Origin of the sequence: Actinomadura sp. NPDC048021 (assembly GCF_040653135.1) — a bacterium.
Lineage (GTDB): Bacteria > Actinomycetota > Actinomycetes > Streptosporangiales > Streptosporangiaceae > Spirillospora > Spirillospora verrucosospora.
In genome coordinates, this window is the sequence record NZ_JBEZJQ010000031.1 from 60302 (window position 1) to 81357 (window position 21056).

Annotated in this window: 18 protein-coding genes; 11 read left to right on the forward strand and 7 right to left on the reverse strand. The window is 74.1% G+C overall.

Annotated features, from left to right (window positions below):
• Positions 1–108: 108 nt before the first annotated feature.
• The 10 genes from AB0C87_RS36505 (at position 109) to AB0C87_RS36550 (ending at position 12147) form a co-directional block, all read left to right on the forward strand.
• Positions 109–2904, forward strand: a complete 2796-nt coding sequence (locus AB0C87_RS36505; protein ID WP_360581499.1) for a family 20 glycosylhydrolase — start codon at positions 109–111, stop codon at positions 2902–2904.
• Positions 2905–3070: 166 nt separating this feature from the next.
• Complete coding sequence (locus tag AB0C87_RS36510; RefSeq protein WP_345182151.1) at positions 3071–4171, forward strand: hypothetical protein; 1101 nt, start codon at positions 3071–3073, stop codon at positions 4169–4171.
• Positions 4168–5118 carry a DUF6772 family protein gene (locus AB0C87_RS36515; RefSeq protein ID WP_345182149.1) on the forward strand — a complete coding sequence of 317 codons (951 nt, stop codon included), beginning with the start codon at positions 4168–4170 and terminating at the stop codon, positions 5116–5118. Before AB0C87_RS36510 ends, AB0C87_RS36515 begins: the two co-directional genes overlap by 4 nt.
• A 14-nt stretch (positions 5119–5132) precedes the next feature.
• On the forward strand, positions 5133–5474 hold the full coding sequence (locus AB0C87_RS36520; RefSeq protein ID WP_345182147.1) for a hypothetical protein: 342 nt from the start codon (positions 5133–5135) through the stop codon (positions 5472–5474).
• 11 nt (positions 5475–5485) lie between these two features.
• Positions 5486–7000 carry an ABC transporter substrate-binding protein gene (locus AB0C87_RS36525; protein WP_360581500.1) on the forward strand — a complete coding sequence of 505 codons (1515 nt, stop codon included), beginning with the start codon at positions 5486–5488 and terminating at the stop codon, positions 6998–7000.
• Complete coding sequence (locus tag AB0C87_RS36530; RefSeq protein WP_345182143.1) at positions 6997–8058, forward strand: LacI family DNA-binding transcriptional regulator; 1062 nt, start codon at positions 6997–6999, stop codon at positions 8056–8058. The genes AB0C87_RS36525 and AB0C87_RS36530 overlap by 4 nt, the downstream gene beginning before the upstream one ends.
• Complete coding sequence (locus AB0C87_RS36535; protein ID WP_360581501.1) at positions 8058–8984, forward strand: ABC transporter permease; 927 nt, start codon at positions 8058–8060, stop codon at positions 8982–8984. Before AB0C87_RS36530 ends, AB0C87_RS36535 begins: the two co-directional genes overlap by 1 nt.
• 157 nt (positions 8985–9141) lie before the next feature.
• Complete coding sequence (locus tag AB0C87_RS36540; protein ID WP_360581502.1) at positions 9142–10020, forward strand: ABC transporter permease; 879 nt, start codon at positions 9142–9144, stop codon at positions 10018–10020.
• Between the two features lie 25 nt (positions 10021–10045).
• Positions 10046–11080, forward strand: coding sequence for an ABC transporter ATP-binding protein (locus tag AB0C87_RS36545; RefSeq protein ID WP_345182137.1), 1035 nt, complete (start codon positions 10046–10048; stop codon positions 11078–11080).
• Positions 11077–12147 (forward strand): oligopeptide/dipeptide ABC transporter ATP-binding protein, encoded by a 1071-nt coding sequence (locus tag AB0C87_RS36550; RefSeq protein ID WP_345182134.1) that lies wholly within the window; start codon positions 11077–11079, stop codon positions 12145–12147. The genes AB0C87_RS36545 and AB0C87_RS36550 overlap by 4 nt, the downstream gene beginning before the upstream one ends.
• Here the strand turns inward: AB0C87_RS36550 and AB0C87_RS36555 are convergent.
• From AB0C87_RS36555 to AB0C87_RS36570, 4 genes are all read right to left on the reverse strand, one after another.
• The gene (locus AB0C87_RS36555) at positions 12132–12539 is read right to left on the reverse strand and encodes a phosphomannose isomerase type II C-terminal cupin domain (protein WP_345182132.1); all 408 of its coding nucleotides are present in this window, start codon (positions 12537–12539) and stop codon (positions 12132–12134) included. The two genes, AB0C87_RS36550 and AB0C87_RS36555, sit on opposite strands and share 16 nt — an antisense overlap.
• On the reverse strand, positions 12536–13192 hold the full coding sequence (locus AB0C87_RS36560) for a TetR family transcriptional regulator (protein WP_360581503.1): 657 nt from the start codon (positions 13190–13192) through the stop codon (positions 12536–12538). The genes AB0C87_RS36555 and AB0C87_RS36560 overlap by 4 nt, the downstream gene beginning before the upstream one ends.
• A 95-nt stretch (positions 13193–13287) precedes the next feature.
• Positions 13288–13881: a lytic polysaccharide monooxygenase gene (locus tag AB0C87_RS36565; RefSeq protein WP_345182130.1), complete on the reverse strand. Its 594-nt coding sequence runs from the start codon at positions 13879–13881 to the stop codon at positions 13288–13290.
• Between the two features lie 254 nt (positions 13882–14135).
• Positions 14136–17030, reverse strand: a complete 2895-nt coding sequence (locus AB0C87_RS36570; RefSeq protein ID WP_360581504.1) for a M36 family metallopeptidase — start codon at positions 17028–17030, stop codon at positions 14136–14138.
• Positions 17031–17427: 397 nt separating this feature from the next.
• Between AB0C87_RS36570 and AB0C87_RS36575 the strand changes: the two genes are divergently transcribed.
• On the forward strand, positions 17428–18150 hold the full coding sequence (locus AB0C87_RS36575; RefSeq protein ID WP_360581505.1) for a hypothetical protein: 723 nt from the start codon (positions 17428–17430) through the stop codon (positions 18148–18150).
• A gap of 30 nt (positions 18151–18180) precedes the next feature.
• Here the strand turns inward: AB0C87_RS36575 and AB0C87_RS36580 are convergent, their stop codons facing one another.
• The 3 genes from AB0C87_RS36580 to AB0C87_RS36590 are packed head-to-tail and all read right to left on the reverse strand — an operon-like array spanning position 18181 to position 21039.
• Entirely contained in the window at positions 18181–19053 is an 873-nt protein-coding gene (locus tag AB0C87_RS36580) for a class I SAM-dependent methyltransferase (RefSeq protein ID WP_360581506.1), read from the reverse strand.
• On the reverse strand, positions 19050–20048 hold the full coding sequence (rfbB, locus tag AB0C87_RS36585; protein WP_345182123.1) for a dTDP-glucose 4,6-dehydratase: 999 nt from the start codon (positions 20046–20048) through the stop codon (positions 19050–19052). Before rfbB ends, AB0C87_RS36580 begins: the two co-directional genes overlap by 4 nt.
• A gap of 37 nt (positions 20049–20085) precedes the next feature.
• The gene (locus tag AB0C87_RS36590) at positions 20086–21039 is read right to left on the reverse strand and encodes a homocysteine S-methyltransferase family protein (protein WP_360581507.1); all 954 of its coding nucleotides are present in this window, start codon (positions 21037–21039) and stop codon (positions 20086–20088) included.
• Positions 21040–21056 lie beyond the last annotated feature (17 nt).

Below are 21056 nucleotides of genomic sequence, written 5' to 3' on the forward strand. Positions count from 1 at the left end.
CAAGATCCCCGGACTGACCGGGAGCGGACGGGCGGCGCCGCCTGCGCCTTCCGCGGTGGCCGGATCAGGCGCGGCCCCGCGGCAAACTATTAGGTTACTTTCCTATTCATGCCGAACCGACCCGCGGCCGTGCTGTCGGCCGCCGCGCTCGCCGCGAGCCTCGCGGCGATCGTCACGCCGGGAGCCGCCGCCGCGGCCTGCCGCCCGGACGCGCGCGATCTCATGGTCACCTACCAGCCGGTGGACCATACCGTCGCCGACGCGCAGTACCACCGCGCGCGGCTGACCATCGACAACCACGACGACCGCTGCGCGCTGGGCGCCGGCGGATGGGCGATGTACTTCAACGCCGTCCGCCGGCCCGCCGCCGTCCTGGACGGGTCGGCGGGCGACTCCGCCCGCGCGCGGCTCGCGGGCCAGGGCCTCGCGATCACCCGGGCGGACGCCGCGCGGAGCGGCGACTTCTACACGCTCAGGCCGGGGGACGGCTTCGCGCCCGTCGGGCCCGGCGAACGGCGCGCGATCGACGTCGACTTCGAGCTGTGGGCGGTCCACAAGTCCGACGCGCCCGCCGGGTGGACGATCGCCTTCGCCGGCGGGCGGCCGTCGTGGCTCCCGGCCAAGGCGCTGCTGGACCCGGCGGATCCGAAGCAGACCACCGCGTTCTCGGGCGACCACCGGCCCGTGCAGACCGCCGCGTCGCGCTATGCCGAGAACACGGCGCGCAGGCTCGACCTCACGCTGCGGCAGAGCATCGTCCCGCAGCCGCTGTCGGCCGCGGCCTCCGGCGGCACGGTCGCGATCGGCGGCGGGTCGCCCGTCTCGGCGCCGCGCTCGCTGCGCCGGGAGGCGGGCTACCTGCGCTCCGCGCTGACCGACGTGGCCGGCGGGCGCGGCGCGCCCGTCGCGCTGAGCGTCGACCCGAGGCTCGACGCCGACCGCGACGGCGAGCCCGACCCCGAGGGCTACACGCTGACCGCCGACGGCGGCGGAGTAAGAATCGTCGGCGCCGACCGCGCCGGGGTCCTCTACGGCGTCCAGACGCTGCGGCAGCTCGTCCCCGCGGGCGCCTACGCGGCGGCGGCGAGGGGACGGCCCGCGTCCACGGTCGAGGTGCCGCGCGCGAGGATCTCCGACGCGCCGCTGTTCGGCTACCGGGGCCTGCAGATCGACGTGGGCCGCCACTTCGAGACCAAGCGGACCATCGAGAAGTTCCTCGACCTGATGAGCTTCACCAAGCTCAACCGGCTGCACCTCGGCCTGACCAACGACGAGGGCTGGCGGCTGCAGATCCCGGGGCTGCCCGAGCTGACCGGGTTCGGCTCCGGCCGCGCCTTCGACCTCAAGGAGACGGAGGCTCTGCACCAGGGCATGGGGTCGGCGAACGACCTCGGCCCCGGCGACGGCATCTCCGGCAAGGCGGCCGGGCCGGCCGAGGCCAACCTCGGCCGGGAGCCCGCCTACCAGGGCTTCGAGCAGGGCACGCTCAACTTCGTCGGCAAGGGGAGCGGCTTCTACTCCGTACAGGACTTCGAGGAGATCCTCAGGTACGCGACCGAGCGGCACGTCGAGGTCGTCCCCGAGCTGAACTTCCCGGCGCACGCGCGCGCCGCGGTCCAGTCGATGGAACGCCGGTACCAGCGGACGCACGACTCCGCGTACCGGCTGCTGGACCCGGCCGACACGAGCCGGCACACCAGCGTCCAGTACTACACCGACAATCTCGCGAATCCGTGCCTGCCCAGCACGTACGCCTTCCTGGACAAGGTCGCCTCCGAGGTGGCGAAGATGTACGAGCGCGCGGGCGCCCCGCTCAACCGGCTCAACCTCGGCGGCGACGAGCCGCCGGGCCCGCCCGAGGGGTGGTGGTCGGGGTCCCCGGCGTGCCAGAAGGCGCCCGAGACGGCCGGCAGGTCCGGTGAGGAGCTGAAGGAGCTGTTCTTCACCCGCTGGAACGCCATCGCGCATAAGTACGCCCCCGCGACCGCCGGCTGGGAGGACATCACCGACCCGACGCGCTCGTTCCGCCTCAAGGGGTTCACGCCGCTGCCCTGGCAGAACGTCTGGGGCTGGGGACGCGAGGACTGGGCCTACCGGTTCGCCAACGAGGGCACCCCGGTGATCCTCGCGCACGCCACGAACCTCTACATGGACCTCGCCTACAACAAGGACCCGGACGAGCCCGGCTACTACTGGGCCGCCTACGTGGACGAGAAGAGCACCTTCACCTACCAGCCGTTCGACGTGTACGCCAACGCCACCGAGGACCGCTGGGGCAACCCGGTCACGCCGAACCCGTCCTGGACGAAGCTGACCGCCGAGGGCCGCAGGAACATCCTCGGTCTGGAGGCGCAGCTGTGGGCCGAGAACGGCAAGGCTCCAGGGATCCGTGAGTACCAGGCGTTCCCGAAGCTGCTCGGCGCCGCCGAGCGGGCCTGGAACCGCGACACCCCCGCACCGGACGAGATGGACGCGGCCTGGAGCGTCTTCAGCAACACGCTCGGCCAGAAGACGTTCCCGCTCCTGTCGTTCTACAAGCCGGTGGGCCTGAGCGGCGCCGGGGTGAACTACCGCGTCCCGCCGCCCGGCGCGAAGGTCTCCGGCGGGACGCTGGCGGCGAACGTCCGTGACCCGGGCCTGGCGGTCGAGTACTCCACCGACGGCGCGAACTGGCGGCCGTACGCGGGGCCCGTGCGGGTCGGCGCGTACGCGCTCGCCCGGACCCGGAGCGCGGACGGCCGCAGCAGCCGCATCTCCCCGGCCGGCGTCCCGGCCTGGCGGAACAGCACGGCCTACAAGGCGGGGGCGCTGGTGAGCCACCAGGGCGAACTCTTCCGGGCGACCCGCGACGGCTCCGGCGGGGAACCCGGGCGCGACCCCGGCCACTGGGCGCTCCTCCAGTAGCCGGGCGCCTCCCGACCGGCACGGCGACGGCCCGGTCGTCCGCTCACGCGGACGGCCGGGTCGTTTTCTTTTCGGCTCTTGACAGGCGGATAGGTGAACATCGAAGGTGTGTGAACGATCACGTTAACGTTAATGTGACGCCGCCGACAACGGAAGGCCTCCTCGCATGAGGACACCGCGTCCCCCCGCCCGCCCCCTCGCGGCCCTGACGGCCGCCCTCGCCGCCGCGGCACTGCTCGCCCCCGCCGCGGGCGCTCAGGCCGCGCAGGGCCCGCACCGCAAGATCGACCTGCGGATCGCGACCTACAACACCTGCGGGCACGGATGCCTGCCGACCACGCAGGCCTGCGTGGACACCATCGGGCGCGACTGCGCCACCAAGCTCGAACCGTGGGCCGACGGGCGCGCCGCCCGGGTCGCCGACGACATCGTCCGCGCGCGCGCCGGGGTCGTCGTCACCCAGGAGATCGGCAACAACGCCACCCCGACGCAGCCCGGCGTGGACGTGGAGTCGTTCCGCGCCCCGCTGACCAAGGCGATGGCCGCCCGCGGCTACGCCGAGGCGCCCGCCGACTACGCCGGGACCAGGCACCCCCAGGAGGGCTACCGGCTGCAGTCCGGCGCGGGGCGCTTCACCTACTACGACGCCCGCAGGTTCTCGCACCTGGACGAGCGCGGCCGCGCGCTCCCCCACGACCTGCTCTGGCTGCCGGACTCCACCGAGATCTACGGCAAGACGATGACCTGGAACACCCTGCGCGACCTGCGCACCGGGCTGCGGTTCGTGGTCGTCGACATGCACCTGGAGTACCGCAAGAACGGCGCGACCGACCCCAACGGCTGGACCAAGAACTGGGACGAGGTCCGCTACCTCGACGCGCGCCGGACGGCCGAGTACCTCACCCGGGACAACGCCGACACCCGGCGGCTGCCGATCGTGTTCGCCGGGGACATGAACTCGGCGTCGAAGGAGGACGGCCACAGCGCCTACGACGCCTTCTCCGACGTGGGCTACGCCGACTCGTTCGAGGCCGCGCCCGCGAGCCGCCGCACCGGCGCCGAGTACGCCTCGTTCAACGGCGGCAAGATCCCGCTGCCGAGGTCCGAGGACAAGATCGACCACATCTTCGTCCGCAACGGCACGCGCGTCCTGCAGTGGACGCTCGTCCCGCAGACCACCGCCCAGGCCGGCGAGCCCCGCGACCTGCTGCGGTCCGACCACAACATGGTGCACGCCACCGTGAGGATTCAGGAGCCCACCCGATGACCTCCCCCGCGAGCGAGCGGTCGCTGGCCGCCGAACTGCGCCGGGCCGACCCCGCCCTGTCCCGCTTCAACCCGCTCGACCGGATCCTCGTCCACGACGAGTTCAACACCGGCACGCACGGGTGGATCGAGCTGCTCGGCAACTACGACGGGCACGGGAACCTCGACACCGTCGACGACCACATGCGCGACTTCCGGCCGCCGCAGCTCAGCTCCTGCAACTTCTTCGACGTCGGCACGCACGGCGCGATGTCCGGGACGTACGCGCTGAAGGTCGCGACGCGCCCGGTGGCCGGGCACACCGGCGTCGCGATCCGGCGGCTCACGATGGCCGGCCGGGGGCGCGTGCAGTTCGAGGCGTACCTGACGTTCAAGACCGAGGCGGCCTCGGAGGAGAACCAGGCGGCGTCGAAGGCGGGCGCCGGCGAGTGGGACGCGAACCTGCACCCGTCCGAGCAGCAGTTCGGCGCGTTCACCATCGCGACCGACATCTGCGACGGCGTCCGCTACCACTGCGTCGCCCGCTACCTGAACACCGACCTGGAGAACCGGCTGCGGCGCGAGTGGGTGTACCCGACGGTGCCCGAGCCGACCCCGCGCGAGCACTTCGAAGGCAAGATCAAGCTGCCGCCGACCGCGGACTTCACCGCCCCGGAGCCGGACGACTGGAAGCCGTTCGGCGGGCCGCAGGAACTCTGCTACAACGAAGTGCCCACCAAGGTGAACTGGCACTACGTGCGCTGGGTGATAGACACCAGCACCCGCTCGAACATCGAACTGCAGGTGAACGACACCGTCTACGACATGCGCGACGTGCCGGTGCCGCCGTACGAGGAGGAGTACGGCTCCCTGGGCAACCTGCTGAACTTCTACGTCTCGGTCAGGACGCACACCGACGTGCGCAACTTCCTGTTCCTGGACTCTGTCCTGATCTCGGTCGACTGGTGAGGAGCCCCCAGAGCATGCGCGAGTCGTTCACGGCGGTACTGGAACGCAACCGCACCCTCGCGGGCGGTTTCGCGACGGAGCCGTACGAGGTGGCGTGGGCCGCGGAGGCCCGCTGGTTCGTCCGGACGCTGGAGCGGACCGGGACCGGCACCCTGATGCGGGTCACCACGCAGGTCTCCCCCGACGGCCTGCACTGGTGCGACCTGGACCCCGAGCGGGAGGTGACCGGCGACCTCGTCACCTGGGAGTCGTCCGGCTTCGGCGGCTGGCTGCGGCTGAAGGGCGCCGTCGAGGGCGAGGCCGGCGGCGGCGAGGCGTCGGCGAAGGTCATGATCTACCTCGCGCTGAAGAGCTGAGAGGAGCCGTCATGGACGTGCGCAGGCGCGAGTTCCTCGCCCTGACCGGCCTGGCCGCCTCCGCCGTGGCGCTCGGCGGCTGCGCGGTGCCCGGGGCGGCGGCCGCGCCGGACGGATCGCTGCGCGCCGCGTTCGGGCAGCCGGTCACCGACCTCGACCCCTACAACGCGGGGACGGCGGTCGACGAGGCGTCGCTGATCGTCAAGCGGCTGGTGTTCGACACGCTCGTCCGCTACGAGGGCGGGCGGCTCGCGCCCGGCCTGGCGACGTCGTGGCGGCGGACGGACGACACGACGTGGGTGTTCGACCTGCGCCCCGGCGTCCGCTTCCACGACGGGAGCCCGCTGACCGCGCGGGACGTCGTCGCCTGCGTGGAGCGCACCAAGGCCGTGAAGTCGGCGCAGTCCGCGCTGTGGGCCACGGTGAAGTCCGCGCGGGCCGACGGCGACCACCGCGTCACGTTCGTGACGGACGGCCCGATGGGCACCCTGCCGGTGAACCTGACCCTGCTGTTCATCGTGCCGGCCCGGCGTGTGGCCGACCCGGCGCAGAAGCGCCGCCCGGTGGGCTCGGGCCCGTTCCGCGTGACGGGGTTCACCCCGTCGACCAACGTGGAGCTGGCCCGGTTCGACGGGTACTGGGGAGGCCGCGCCGGGCTGCCCGGCATCTCGATGCCGTTCATCGCCGAGACCTCCAGCGCGATCACGGCGCTGCGCAACGGGGACGTGGACCTGCTGTGGCCCGTCCCGTCCGACCAGCTCGGCGAGGTGCGGGGGCGGCGCGGCGTCAGGGTCCGGACGGTGCCGAGCTGGACCTACTACCTCACGTGGTTCAACTGCGGCCGCAAGCCGTTCACCGACCCGAGGGTCCGGCGGGCGATGTGGCAGGCGCTCGACATGGAGGAGATCGTCGGGAAGCTGTTCGGCGCGGGCGCCGAGCGCATGCGCGCGCCGATCCCCTCGACCGTCTTCGGCTACGCCGAGCAGGCGCCGTACCGGTACGACCCGGCCGCGGCCCGCGCGGCGCTGCGCGCCGCCGGTCTCGGGGACGGCTTCGAGACCACGATGATGTGGTTCGACGCCACCGGCCCCCTCGCCCGGGAGCTGGCCCAGTCGATGATCTCGGGGTGGGCGCGGATCGGGGTCGAGGTCAGGCCGCAGAGCATCGAGAAGGCCCAGTGGCTGCAGCGCCTCAACTCCCTCGACTGGGACATGGAGCTGCAGACCAACACCGTGACGACCGGCGACGCCGCGTTCACCCTCGGCCGGCTCTACACGTCCAAGGCCGACCGGATGGGCTACCGCAACGCCGGGCTGGACGCGGTGCTCGCCGAGGCCGGGCAGGCCGCCGACCCCGGCCGGCGCGAGGAGCTGTACGCGCGGGCCTGCAAGACGATCTGGGACGACGCGGTCGGGATCTTCCCCGCCGCGCTCACCACCGCCTACGGGCTGCGGACCGGGCTCTCCGGCTTCACCCCGGCGGCGAACAACCAGCCGGACCTGTCCACGGTCAGGAGGAACCCATGACACCCCGCCGCAGGGCCACCCTGCGGGACATCGCCGCCGCCCTCGACCTGTCGGTCAACACGGTGTCCCGCGCCCTGGCCGGCAAGGACGCGGTCAGCCCCGAGACCCGCGAGCGGGTGCGGGCCGAGGCCGAACGCCTCGGGTACGTGCCGAACACCATGGCGCGGTCCCTCGTGCAGGGCAACGCGATGACCCTCGGGCTGGTCATCACCAACCCGTCCAACCCCTTCTACACCCGTCTGATCAGCGCCATCGAGGAGCGCGGCCGGGTCCACGGCTACTCGCTGATGCTGATGGTCACCGAGGACAGCGTCGACAACGAGCGGCGCGTCGTGGACGAGCTGATGCGCTGGGGCGTGGACGGCGTCCTGGCGGTGCCCGTCCAGCACGGGATCGACCACTGGGACCGGCTCCGCAAGTCCGGGACGCCGGTCGTCCTGGTCAACCGCGACCTGCCGGGGCTCGACACCGACCTCGTCGGCGTCGACTACTACGACAGCGCGCGGCGCGCCACCGAGCACCTCGTCGCCGAGGGCGCCCGCGACCTGTACCTGGTCGAGGAGGACCTGGACATCTCGCCCGTCGCGGAACGCGTCCGAGGGTTCCGGTCCGTGCTCGACGAGCACGGCATCGCGGTCCGCGACGACCACATGGTGAAGGTGCCGACCCGGCGCCGCGAGGCCAGCTCGCAGCCGTGGGACCCGGTGGACTCCTACGAGATCGGGCGCGGGCTCGCCGCCCGCGTCGGGCCGGGCGCCGCCGTCCTGGCCGGCAACGACTACTTCGCGCTCGGCGTGTACCGGGCGCTCACCGAGCACGGGCTGAGCATCCCCGGCGACGTCCGCGTCGCCGGGCACGGCGACCACCCGTTCGCCGCCTATCTCGCGCCGCCGCTCACCACGGTCCGGCTGCCGGCCGCCGAGGTCGGCGCCGCCGCGGTGGACCGGCTCCTCGAACGGATGTCGGGCGAGTCCGGCGCGGGCTCCCCGCGGCAGACCCTGCTGCCGGCGGAACTGGTCGTCCGCGCCTCGTCGCGGACCGCGAACGGAGGCGGCTGATGGGACGGTTCCTGCTGAGGCGCGCCGGTCAGGCCCTCATCGTGGCCTGGGGCGCCGTCACGGTCGTGTTCCTCGTCGTGCGCGTCGTCCCCGGCGACCCCGCGACGCTGATCCTCGGACCGGACGCCAGTCCCGCGCAGCTCGCCTCCGTCCGGGCCGACTTCGGGCTGGACGAGCCGCTGTGGCGGCAGTACCTCGCGCACATGGGCGAGATCCTGCGCGGCGACTTCGGCGACTCGTGGCGGCTCGGCGGCGGCGCGATGGACGCCGTCCTGGACCGGTTCCCCGCCACCCTGACGCTGGCCTCGCTCGCCCTGGTCATCACCCTCGCCGCCGGCTACCCGCTCGGCATGATGTGCGCGCGGCGGCCCGGCAGGATCCTCGACCTGCTGGTCTCCACGGGGTCGCTGGTCGGGCAGGCGGTGCCGTCGTTCTGGCTCGGCATCGTGCTGATCCTGCTGTTCGCGCGGCAGCTGAACTGGCTGCCGAGCACGGCGGGCGGCGGCCCGGAGGCGGTCATCCTGCCCTCGGTGACGCTGGCGCTGCCGTTCGTGGGCTGGCTGGCCCGGCTCGTCCGCAACGGCGCGCTGGAGGAGAGCGGCAAGGACTACGTCCGCACCGCCCGCGCGAAGGGGACCGGCGAGGGCGCCGTGATGTACGTGCACGTGGCGCGCAACATCGCGCTGCCCGTCGTCACCGTCCTCGGGCTGCTGATGGGCAACTTCATCGCCAACGCGGTGATCATCGAGGTCGTGTTCTCCTGGCCGGGCATCGGTTCGCTGATGGTGGACGCGATCACCAACCGCGACTACGCCGTCGTCGAGGCCGCGATCGTCACGATCACCGTCTCCTACATCGCGCTGAACCTCCTCGTGGACGTCCTGTGCGTCGCCCTCGACCCACGTCTCACCCCGGAAAACGCATGAGCGCAGCGAACCGGGGGGTGTGGGGGGTCGCCCCCCCACCCGAACAGCGCATGAGCGCAGCGAACCGGGGGGTGTGGGGGGCCGCCCCCCCACCCGAAGAACGCATGAGCGCAGCGAAGCAGGGGGCGTGGGGGACCGTCCCCCACAAGGAGGAAGCATGAGTGCCATCGCACCCGCCGCGGTCGCGGTCCCCGCGGCCCGGCGGCGCAGGAGGCTGCCCGCGCGGGCGTGGGCGGGCCTCGCCATCGTCGGGCTGTTCGTCCTGGCGGCCGTGTTCGGGCCGCTGCTGATGCCCTACGACCCGGCCGCGACCGACCTGCCGCACCGGCTGCTGGCGCCGGGCGCCCGGCTCGGGGACGGGTCGGTCGCGTGGCTCGGCACCGACCAGGTCGGGCGCGACCTGCTGTCCGCGCTGCTCGCCGGAAGCCGCGTGTCGCTGCTCGTCGGCGCCGCCACCGTGCTCATCGGCGGCGCCGCGGGCCTGGTGGCGGGGCTCGTGTCCGGCTACTTCGGCGGCTGGACCGACGCCGTCCTGTCCCGGTTCGGGGACGTGCAGCTGGCGTTCCCGTCGATCCTGCTGGCCATCCTCATCGCGGGCGTCCTCGGCCCGAGCGTCACCAACATTGTCATCACGCTGGCGGTGACCCGCTGGGTGATCTTCGCCCGGGTGGTGCGGGCGTCCGCGCTCGCGACCCGGGACCTGGAGTCCGTCGACTCGGCGCGGGTGCTCGGCGCGGGGCACGCGCGGATCCTGTTCCGGCACGTGCTGCCGTCGTGCTGGCAGCCGCTGCTGGTCGCCGCGACCGTGCAGATCGGCCTGGTCATGGTGGCGGAGGCGTCGCTGAGCTTCCTCGGCCTCGGCATCCCGCCGGACCAGGCGTCGTGGGGCGCGACCGTCTCGGCGGGCCGCGACTACCTCGGCTCGGCCTGGTGGATCTCCACGATGCCGGCGATCGCGCTGGCCGCCGTCGTCACCGGCGTCGGCCTCGTGGGCGACGCCTTCCGCGACCTGTCCGACCCGCGCTCGCAGATCTGATGGCGCACATCCCATGGAGGCGCACATGACCGTTCCAGCCGTCGATCACGCGCACGCCCCGGCCTCCGGGGACGTGGCCGCGGAGCTGCGCGACGTGCACATCGGGTTCCGCTCCGGCCGGCAGGTCACGCCGGTCGTGCGGGGCGTCGACCTGCGGCTGCGGCGCGGCCGCGTCCTCGCCCTGGTCGGCGAGTCCGGCAGCGGCAAGAGCCTGACCTCGCTCGCGCTCATCGGGCTGCTGCCGCCCGGCGCGCAGATCACCTCCGGGTCCGTCGTCCTGGAGGGCGAGGACACGGGCGGCTTCTCGGCCCGGCGCTGGCGCGAGACCCGCGGCAGCCGCGTCGCGATGATCTTCCAGGACCCGATGGCGGCGCTGAACCCCGGCTTCGCCGTCGGCCCGCAGATCGCCGAGCCCTTCCGGCGGCGCCTCGGCCTCGGCCGGCGGGAGGCCCGGGAGCGGGCGGTCGCGCTGATGCGCGAGGTCGGCATCGCCTCCGCCGAGTCCCGCTACGGCGACCACCCGCACGAGTTCTCCGGCGGCATGCGGCAGCGCGCGGTGATCGCGATGGCGCTGGCGCTCGGCCCGTCGGTGCTGCTGGCCGACGAGCCGACCACCGCGCTCGACGTCACGGTGCAGGCGCAGATCCTGCGGCTGCTCGCGCGGCGGCAGCGCGAGGCCGACCTCGCGACGCTGCTGGTCTCGCACGACCTCGGCGTGGTGGCGCGGGTCGCGCAGGACGTCGCGGTGATGTACGCCGGGCGGATCGTGGAGCGGGGCCCGCTGGACGCCGTCTACACCCGCCCCGCCCACCCGTACACGCTCGGCCTGCTGGAGGCCGTGCCGGACGCCGGGTCCGGCGGCCGCCTCAAGCCGATCGACGGCGTCCCGCCGGACCCGCGGCACCGTCCCGGCGGCTGCGCGTTCCACCCGCGCTGCCCGTTCGCGACCGACCGGTGCCGCACCGAGGACCCGCCGCTCACCGGGGACGGCGACCGCGCCGTCGCCTGCCACCACTCCGCGGAGGTCGTCGCCTCCCAGCACAGCGAGGAGCCCCGATGACGGCCACCGCGCAGGACACCGAGGTCGTGCTCAGGGTCAGCGGCCTGGAGGCGGGGTACGAGCGCCCCGGCCGCCACGGGTTCGGACGGCGGCGGGTGCCCGTCGTCGCCGGGCTCGACCTGACGGTGCGGGCCGGGCGGACGCTGGGCGTCGTCGGCGAGTCGGGCTGCGGCAAGTCGACGCTGGCGCGGGCCGTGGTGGGGCTGCGCCCGGCGTTCGCCGGGTCGATCGAGTTCGCGGGCGCGGACCTGGCGTCCGTCCCGCCCCGCCGGCGCCGCCGCATGAGCCGCGACCTGCAGATGGTGTTCCAGGACCCCTACACGTCGCTGAACCCGAGGATGACCGTCGCCGACGTCGTCGCCGAGGGCTGGCGCGTCCACCCGGGGATCGTGCCGCGCGACCGGGAGGACGCCGAGGTCGCCCGGCTCCTCGACCTCGTGGGCCTCGCCCCCGAGCACGGCCCCCGGCACCTGCACCAGTTGTCGGGCGGCCAGTGCCAGCGCGTCGCGATCGCCCGCGCCCTGGCGCTGCGGCCGAAGCTCCTGGTGTGCGACGAGGCGGTGTCCGCGCTGGACGTGTCGGTCCGCGCGCAGATCCTCAACCTGCTGGCGGACCTGCAGTCCGAGCTGGGCGTGGCGTACCTGTTCATCTCCCACGACCTGGACGTCGTCCGGCACATCGCCCACGACGTCGCCGTCATGTACCTCGGCACGATCGTCGAGCGGGGGCCGGCCGCCGAGGTGTTCGGCGACCCGCAGCACCCCTACACGCGGGCGCTGCTGTCGGCGGCGCCGTCCGTCCGCGACCGGCCCGGCGACGACGCGGGTGAGATCGTGCTGCGCGGGGAGGTGCCGTCGGCGGCCGAGCCGCCCAGCGGATGCCGGTTCCGGACCCGCTGCTACATGGCCGCCGACGTCTGCGAGCGGGAGACGCCCGCGCTCGTCCCGCGGGACGGGCTGCCCCAGGCGGTGGCCTGCCACTTCGCCGACGGCGCCGGAACGACGGCCCCGCCCGCGCGGGAACGGGCGCCGGAGGGCGGGGGCCGCGAGGGTCAGGCGCGGCCGTAGGCGTCGTCGAGGCGCTCGATGTCGTCCTCGTCGAACCGGCCGAAGGCGATCTCCATGACGCGCACGGCCGGGCCGTCCGAGCCGAGCCGGTGGGTCTCCCCCGCGCGGATCAGCACCCGCTCCCCCACCTCCGGGAGGACGCGGCGCCCGGCCACCTCGAACACCGCGCCGGGGTCGAGCGCGACCCACAGCTCGTCGCGGTCGCGGTGCCGCTGGAGGCTGAGCCGCTGGCCCGGCTCCACGTGAATGATCTTCACGGTGGACGGCTCGTTGAGGGTGAAGCGCTCGAAGCGGCCCCAGGGCCGCCGCTCGGTCCGCACGTCCGGCACGGGCCGCGGGTCACGGCGGGCCTGGGGCTGCGCGCCGGTCGGCACGTCGGTCTGCACGGTCACCTCGGGGATCGCGGGTCGTCGGGCGGGCGGGGGCCGCGGGCTTCGGACGCGGCGGCGGGAAGCCCGCCGAGGACGAGGTCGACGAGGCCGTCGACGACGGCCTCGCGCGGCACGTCGTCGGCGTGGTCCAGCCACCAGTCGCCGGCCGTCTGCACCATGCCGACGATCGCGTGGCCCCACACGTAGGCGCGGGTCCGGTCCGCCATCTCCCCCTCGGCGATCATCACCTCGGCCAGCTCCCGGCTCACGTCCCGGATCATGGTGCTCATCGCGCTGTGCGTGGCCGTGTCCTCGGCGCTCGCCCGGTGCATGAGGAACCGGTAGAGGTTGAGGTTCTTGGAGATCGTCGCCAGGTAGGTGTCGATGGTGGAGCGGGTGCGGTCGCGGATCGGGTCGCCGCGGGAGAACTCGTCCCGGATGCCCTCGATCAGCTTGCGCGTGTGCCGCTCGGCCAGCGCCTGGTAGAGGCCGCTCTTGTCGCCGAAGTGGCGGTACAGGATCGGCTTGCTGATCCCCGCCTCCGCGGCGATCGCGGCCATGGACGCCTCGGGCCCCTCGCGCTGGATGACCCGGTCGGCCGCCTCCAGCAGGGCACGGCGGCGGCCGGGGTCACGCCGTGGTCCGGGCCCCGGCAGGCCCGCCGCACTCGTCATGACAGCACGGTATCCGGGGGTGTTACCCGGTGACAACACCGGCCGGCCCGCGGCGGGGAGGCGTGCCCGCCGCGGGCCGGCCGCCCGCCGGCGGGTCAGCCGAAGTCGAGGTCAGAGCACTGGTAGAAGGCGTTGCCGGTGTCGGCGATGTCCCACACGGCGAGCAGGAGGTGCCGGCCGTGCCGCTGCGGGAGCGTCCCGGTGTGGGTGGTCTGGCCGGACGGCGGCCGCCCGTTGTAGTTCTGCTGGAGGAACGGCGTGAGCTCCAGAGCGCCGCGGGTCAGCGGCTTGGCGGCGTCCCAGCCGTCCTTGGTGAGGAAGTAGCGGAAGGACGTGGTGGCGTGCGCCGCGGTGAACTGCCAGCTGATGCTGAACGACTGGCCGGCCGTCACCTTGGTGGCGGGCCACCCGGTCCCGCCGCGCGGGTCGTCGAGCGGCGCCCAGCGCCCGTCGGCGCCGGCGCAGATCTTCCCGTCGCCCGGTCCGCGCTGCGGGAAGCCCTTCGGCCCCTCGACGCCGTCGGGGTCCCACTGGACCTGGCCGCAGTTGCGGACCTGGTGCGTCCCGCACAGGTAGCTGCGGCTCGGGGGCGAGGTGGTGTACCCGTGGGACCAGGCCGGCACGGCGAGCGCCAGCGGCAGCCCGGCGGTCACGGCGGCGGCCACGGCGAGGCTGGTCTTCCTTGGCATCCTGCGTCTCCTTGGCGGGGGGAGGTACGGCGTACCCGAAGGCGGAGGGAGCCGGCCCAGAGGCCAACTCTAAGGAAACTTTCCTTTTAGAAGGTCGCGGCGCCGCGCCGCTCCGTCAACCGGACCGCCCGGGATCGGGCACGCGGAGACAAGCCTCTGGCAGGCACGGCAAAGCCGCGGGCCCCGGCGGCCCGCCTTGCAAGGCGAAGCGGGGGGCGGATCCTCTCCGCCCCCCGCTCGGTCCGGCCTCTCTCCTAGCGGGCGAACGCCTGGAGCTCGGCGGTCCGCACGATGCCCGCGCTCGGGCTCGCGGTGCCGCAGTCGGTGGCCGACCGCGGGTCGTCGTCCTGCTCCCCGGCGTAGGCCGGCGCGCCCGTGCACTGGCTGGAGACCACCTCCAGTCGCAGGTGCGTCGCGGTGACGTTTCGCAGGTCGAACGAGCGCATGATCAGGTCCGGCGCCGTGGGCCGCGGCCGGTCGGCCGGGAACGCGTCGGACGGGCTGGTGTAGACGGTGCGGTACGAGGCGTTCTGGGCGCAGTCGGCCTTGGAGGCGTCACAGGCCAGCAGCCGGAAGGCGCGCAGCGCCGTGAACCGGTTCTGCGTGCCGCCCGCGCCCTCCGGGTCGCCCGCCACCGACGGCCGCAGCATCGCGCTCACCTGCACCCTGCCGACCCTGACCGGGCGGTCGCCGGCCAGGTCCACGGTCACCTGGCGTCCGGCGACCGGGGCCGTCACCGACTGCCAGTTCGTCGCCTCGGTCTCGTCGAGCAGCGCGGCCTGGGACGCGCCGTCGCCGGTCGCCGTCGCGCCGTTGGCGCCCGCGGCCTCGTTGCGGGACATCGCCACCGGCAGGGTCCGCTGCGACGCGCCGACCGAGGCGGTGAACCGCCGGTGCCCGAAGCCCGCGCCCACCGCGACGAAGGAGTAGCGGCCCGGGGCGAGCGCGACGGTGTCGCCGAGCGGGGTCGCCGGGTCGGTGTCGGCGACGGGGACCGCGCGGGCCTCGTAGTCGCCCACGTACAGGCGCACCTTGCCGCCCCTGGCGTCCCCGAGGGGCGTCAGCCGGACGCGGGCGTTGCGCGACAGGGGCGAGGCGAAGCTCGGCGTCGGGTCGGCGTCGGCGGGGCCGTTGCTCGCGGCGTCCTTCCCGAGGCCGTGCTCGGCGAAGACCTTCCACATCATCTCGTGGTCCCTGCCGCCGAAGCGGAGGGTGTCGGCGGCCAGCAGGGCGTCGCGGTGGTCGACGTAGCTCACCGCACCGCTGGCCATGAGCAGCAGCGCGTCGAACGACAGCTGCGCCCAGCGCCGGTTGCCCGGGCACTTCGCCACCGGCACCGTCCCGTCGGCGCACCCGCGCTGCGACGCGGCGCCGCCCTCGCCGTACCTCCGGACGAACGCCTGGCGCAGGTCGAACTGGGTGGCGGTCCAGATCTCGCCGTCGGCGTGGACCTGGGTGCCCACGAGGTCGTATCCGAGGTCGGCGTAGTTCAGCGGGCTCCGGCTCATGTCGTAGTTCCGGATCCCGGCGCGCCGGTCTCCGGTGACGTACCCGCCGATGACGTACGGCGTGCGTCCGGGCTGGCGCAGCCCGTACTCGTTGAGGTACTCCATGGCGAACAGGTCGGAGGTGCTCTCGTTCATGGCGCCCGCCTGCGGCCCGCTCCACCCGGCGTCCGGTCCGGCGATCATGCGGCCGGAGATGGCGTGGGTGTACTCGTGGCCGATGACGCTCATGTCGAAGTCGCCGTCGACGCACGGCGGGTAGAACGAGCCCGCGATCGGCTGCCACAGGTACATGTTGGTGATGGCGGGCGTCCCGTCCGGCGGGGTGATCTGGTTGGCGTTGTCGCGGACGGTCGGGAACCGCGCGCCGGCCTGCGCGTTGCCCTGCTCGGGGTCGCCGCCGAGCCCGCCGCGCTCACCGTTGTCGGCCTGCATGTTCCAGGCCGACTCGGTGAACCCGAGCCGGTACGACCAGTCGTGCATCCGGTTGTGCTGGACGAACAGGTTGGACATGGCCGCTTCCAGGTCCGCTTCCTGCGGGCTGTCCAGCGTCGCGGGGTCGCACCTGCCCGTGTGCCACTGGTTGGTCCACGGGTAGGTGTAGTTCCGGTCGGGCTTCGGCGCGCTGGTGCGGGTCCCGACCGTGAAGGGGTCGCCGCTCGCGCGGTTCTCGTACGACCTCGCCGCGTTGCCCACGGTCGTCGCGCTGGACGCGCCGGTCGCCGGGTCGACGTCCCAGGGCCGTCCGCTGGAGGGGTCGCCGCCGACGGTGCGGCACCCCGCCGCGGGCGCGAAGCACCAGGTCTCCCGGGTGTCGCGGGAGGAGTAGTCGCCGGGCGGCGTCGCCGGGAACACCGCCCAGCGCGGGTCGTCGCTGTCGTGGTCGACGAGGTTCTCCCGCACGAGCACCGAGCCCGTCCGGGCGTCGACGTGGGAGGTGACGGCCTTCGGCTCCGCCCCGGAGGCGTCCATGAGCGTGACCTGGTACGCGCTGCGGACGCCCTCGGCCGTGGGCACCGCGACGAGCCGCGCCTTGCGGGGGTCGCCGGCCGACGCGGGGATGCCCGCGTCCCGTCCGGCCGCGGCCACCGCATCCCGCGGGGAGAGCGTGGCGGGCGCCGGGGCGGCGACGTCCCGGGAGAGGGTCGAGGTGACCGAGACGACCTCGCCGCGGGTCACGCCGACCGCCACCAGGCCGTCGTGGCCGGCGGGAAGGCCGCCGAACCGCTGGCGCAGCAGCACGGCCGCGCCGTCGCCGACCGGGTTGACGGCGACCTTCTCCAGCGCGCCGACGGCGGCGGCGTCGAGGCCGAACAGGTCCCGGTGCCCGGTCAGGTACGCGCGGGCGGCCTTCTCCGGATCCCCGGGCAGCCCGCCGGCCAGGGGCCCGGCATCGGTCACCGAGGCGGGCGTGCCGAGCCTGTTCCACCGCACGGTCACGCCGCGGGCGGCGCCCACCTGGCGGCTCGTCGGGGCCAGCCGCCCGGGCCGCGCGTCCTTGTCGGCCGGCTCGGTGTGCTCTCCCGGCGGCCGCGGGCGGGGAGGCGGCGGCTCGGCCCGTCCGGGGACCGCGAGGCCGGCGGTGAGGAGTGTTCCGGTGGCCGCCAGAGCGGTCAGGGCGGTCCAGCGCGTCCTGGGCACCATTGCCTCCTGGAGGCGGGCCGACGGGCCCGGTCTCGGGAATCGGCCGGAGGGGACATCCGGCCGATCTAGAGACAAGCAGCGCTTTCACCACTCACCTATGGCGAATCACCACATTTACGAAGTGTCGCCGTGCGGCGGTCTTCGCCCTTGACACCGCCGTTTCCTCGAAAATCCCATGTCAGGCGCCCGATCGTTGCCGGGCGGCCACGCCCGCCGCGACCGCCCGGCCGGTTGACCGGGCCCGGCCACCGCCCGCCGCCCGCGCCCTCACCGGGTCGGGAACAGACCCTGACCTGACTGTGGTCTTCGCTCCTCCGCTGCCGGGGAGGGAGCAAAATGATCGCCGCGTTCGACATGCCGCGCCGGAACCCGCGCGCGACGCGGCGCCGGGAGAATCATGAACTGGACACGTTCGCGCCGGACGGCCGCGCTGGGGGTGCTCGCCGGATCGGTCGCCATGGCCCCGGCGGCCGTGGGGCCCGCCCGGGCCGCCTCCCCGATCGGACCCCGGCCGCCGGGCGATGCGACGACCGCGGAGCAGGCCGGCCCGCACACGCCTTCGCCGCCCCGACTCCCGCGGGACTTCCGCGGGACGGGGAAATGGATCGTCCGGGATCTCGGCATCACGGTCCCGTTCACCTGGACGGGGAGCGGCGGGAACAGCCAGATGATCGCGGGCGGTCCGCGATACCCGATCTGGTTCACGAACCTCATCTACAAGAATTCCCTCTACACCCTGACCTACAAATGGCCCGGTCTCCGCGACCACCGGTGCTCGCGGATTCCGGGATTCGACCTCGGCGTCCTCAACCGCAAACTCGCGACGGCGCGGTTCGTCGGGCGGGAGATCCTTCAGCGCAGGCCGCAGCGGCACGTCGACCACTGGCGGGTCGGCGTCGTCGCTCCGCAGCTGCCTCCGGGGAACTACCTCAGGTTCCCGATCGCGCTCGGCGACGTCTACGTCGACCAGCGCGACCCGACGACCTTCTGGCAGGTGCTGCAGTTCGGCCTCCAGAACCTGTACGACCCCGAGCTGGACGAGTGGCTGGTGATGTCGACCTTCGAGCACGCCCCCGGCAGGGTCGTGCTGCCCCGCCGGTGCCCGCCGCCCGCACCGTGACGCCGCCGGCCCCGGCGCGGGGCCGGCGGGCTAGTCCCGGGCGGGCGCGACGGCCCGGACGATCAGCGCCGTCGACGGCAGCGTGAACGCCTCGCCGCCGGAGCGGTAGGGCCCGGTGGCGTCGGCGAAGGCCCGCCACGTGCCCGGGTCGTCCGCGGAGCCGAAGCGCTCCGCGAGCTTCCGCAGCAGCATCGGCGGCGTCACGGCCTTGGTGAACGCGACGCACTGCTCGACGGAGTCGAACGGGAACCGCACGACGAACTCGGTCACCGACACGTCGGCGAACCCCGCCGCGGCCACCTCGGCGGCGAGGCGCTCCGGGTCGGCCATGCTGAACGGGCCCGGCGTTCCGGGCGGCGGGGGCGGCAGTTCGAGCCGCTCGCTCAGCACCCGGAAGCCCAGCGAGATCGCCGGCGCGCTCGGCGCCTCGCCCCACACCGCCGCGGCGAGCACGCCCCCGGGGGCCAGGAGCCGGGCGAGGCCGCGGAAGGCGGCGACGCGGTCCACCGCGAACATCAGCCCCCAGCGGCTGAGCACGACGTCGAACGAGCCCGCCGGCAGGTCGATGGACTCCACGTCCGCCTCGGCGAACACGAGGTTCGGCGTGCCCTCGGCCCGGCGCCTGGCCAGGTCGAGCATCGCCGGGGAGATGTCCACTCCGGTCACCCTCCCGGTGGGCCCCACCCGACGGGCCGCCGTCAGGGCGGGCTCCCCGTGGCCGGTCCCGACGTCGAGGACCGCCTGGCCCTCCCGCACGCCGCCGAGGTCGAGCAGCCGCCGCGTCACCGCGGCGGCTCCGAGCTCGAACCTCTCCTGCGCCGCCGCCCAGTTCGCGCTGAGGGCGTCCCAGGAGGCCCGCTGCCCCTGCTTGACGGCGACGGGGTCGATGTCCGCGGCCGTCACGAGTTCACCTCCACGTCCCGCGGCACGTGCATCGTGAGCGGCTCCCACCATTCGCGGTTGTCCCGGTACCAGGCGACGGTCTCCGCGAGGCCCGCGGCGAGGTCCCGGCGCGGCCGGAACCCGAGCTCCGCCGCGATCTTCGTGCAGTCCATCGCGTACCGGCGGTCGTGGCCCCTGCGGTCCTCCACGTACGACACCGCGTCCCAGCCCGCGCCGCACTGGGCGAGCAGCCGCCCGGTCAGCTCGCGGTTGGTCAGCGGAACGCCGCCGACGTTGTAGACCTCGCCCGCCCGGCCCTTCGTCAGCGCCAGGTGCACGGCGCGGCAGTGGTCGTCGACGTGCAGCCACTCGCGGACGTGGAGCCCGTCGCCGTACAGCGGCGCCTTCCCCCCGTCGAGCAGCTCGGTGACGAACAGCGGGACGATCTTCTCGGGGAACTGGTACGGGCCGTAGGTGTTGCAGCCCCGGGTGATCCGGACGTCCATCCCGAAGGTCCGGTGGCAGGCGAGCACGACGAGGTCGGCCGCGGCCTTGGACGCCGCGTACGGGTTCCCCGGCGACAGCGGGTCCCGCTCGCTCCACCGCCCCGTCCCGATCGGCCCGTAGACCTCGTCGGTCGACACGTGCACGAACGGGGCGGTGCCGTGGCGCCGCGCCGCCTCCAGCAGCGTCTGCGTGCCGAGGACGTTGGTGACGACGAAGTCCTGCGCGCACCGGATCGACCGGTCGACGTGGGACTCCGCGGCGAAGTGGACGATCGCGTCGTGGGCGGCGACGAGGTCGTCGACCACCGCGGCGTCCGCGACGTCCCCGTGGACGAAGGCGAAGCCCGGCGCGCGGCGCACCGGGTCGAGGTTGGCCGGGTTGCCGGCGTAGGTGAGCTTGTCCAGGACGGTGACCTGGTGCGCGCCGCCCCCGGCCCGTTCGGGCCCGAGGAGCCGGCGCACGTAGTGGGACCCGACGAACCCGGCGCCGCCGGTCACGAGGATCCTCATGAGCCGGTCCGCGCCCGGCGGCGGGCGCCGCGGACCCTCACCGCCCGCTCCGGAGCAGCCGGTCGCGGGCCGCGGCCAGATGGTCCGGCGTCGTGCCGCAGCAGCCGCCGACCACGTCCAGGGAGAACTCCGCGTCCCAGCGGGCGACCAGATCGGCGAACTCCTCGGGCCCCATCGCGGCGGGGACGTGCCGGTCGACGTGCGCCGAACGGGGGATGCCGCCGCGGTCCTCGATGTTGGGGTAGACGCCGATCGGGCCCGAGCAGGCGTCCCGCAGCGCCCGCAGCGCCGTCTCGCTGTCGGCGGGAGCGGTACAGTTGACGAGCACGGCCTCGGCGCCGTCCTGTTCGGCGGCGGCGGCCGCCTCGGCCAGCTTCTCCCCCGACAGCAGCCGGGCGTCGGCGTCGCACACGAAGCCGACCCAGGCGCGGGCGCCCGCCCGCCGCACCTCCTCCAGCGCGATGCGCGCCTCGCGCTCGGAGTTCATCGTCTCGACCAGCACGAGGTCCACGCCCACCCGCATCAGCTCCGTCGCCAGCCAGCGGTGCTCGTCCCGCAACTCGTCGTCGGGCGGGACCAGGTCGGGCCGGTAGCAGTCCTCGACCGGCCCCACCGACCCCGCGACCAGGGGGCGGTCCGCGTCCTGCGGCCCGTCCGCCCGCCCGTCCTGGACGGCGCGGACCGCCGACTGGGCCACGCCCACGGCGGCGTGCACCATCCAGGCCAGGCCGGCGTCGAAGAGGCCGAGGCGGCTGAGCGCCCGCAGGTTGCACCGGAAGGTGTTGGCGGTGATCACCTGCGCTCCGGCGCCCAGGTAGCCCTGGTGGATCCCGCGCAGCCGCGTGCGGTCCGCCTCGGTGTTCATGGCCCGGTTGGTCCACCACGGGCCGTCGACGCTCATGCCGGCGCGCTGCAGCTCGGTCGCGGTCGCGCCGTCCAGCCACAGGGGCCCGCCGCCTCCGGACCGGCGTGCCCCGGATAGGTCGTTCATGTGTCCATCCCTCCGCA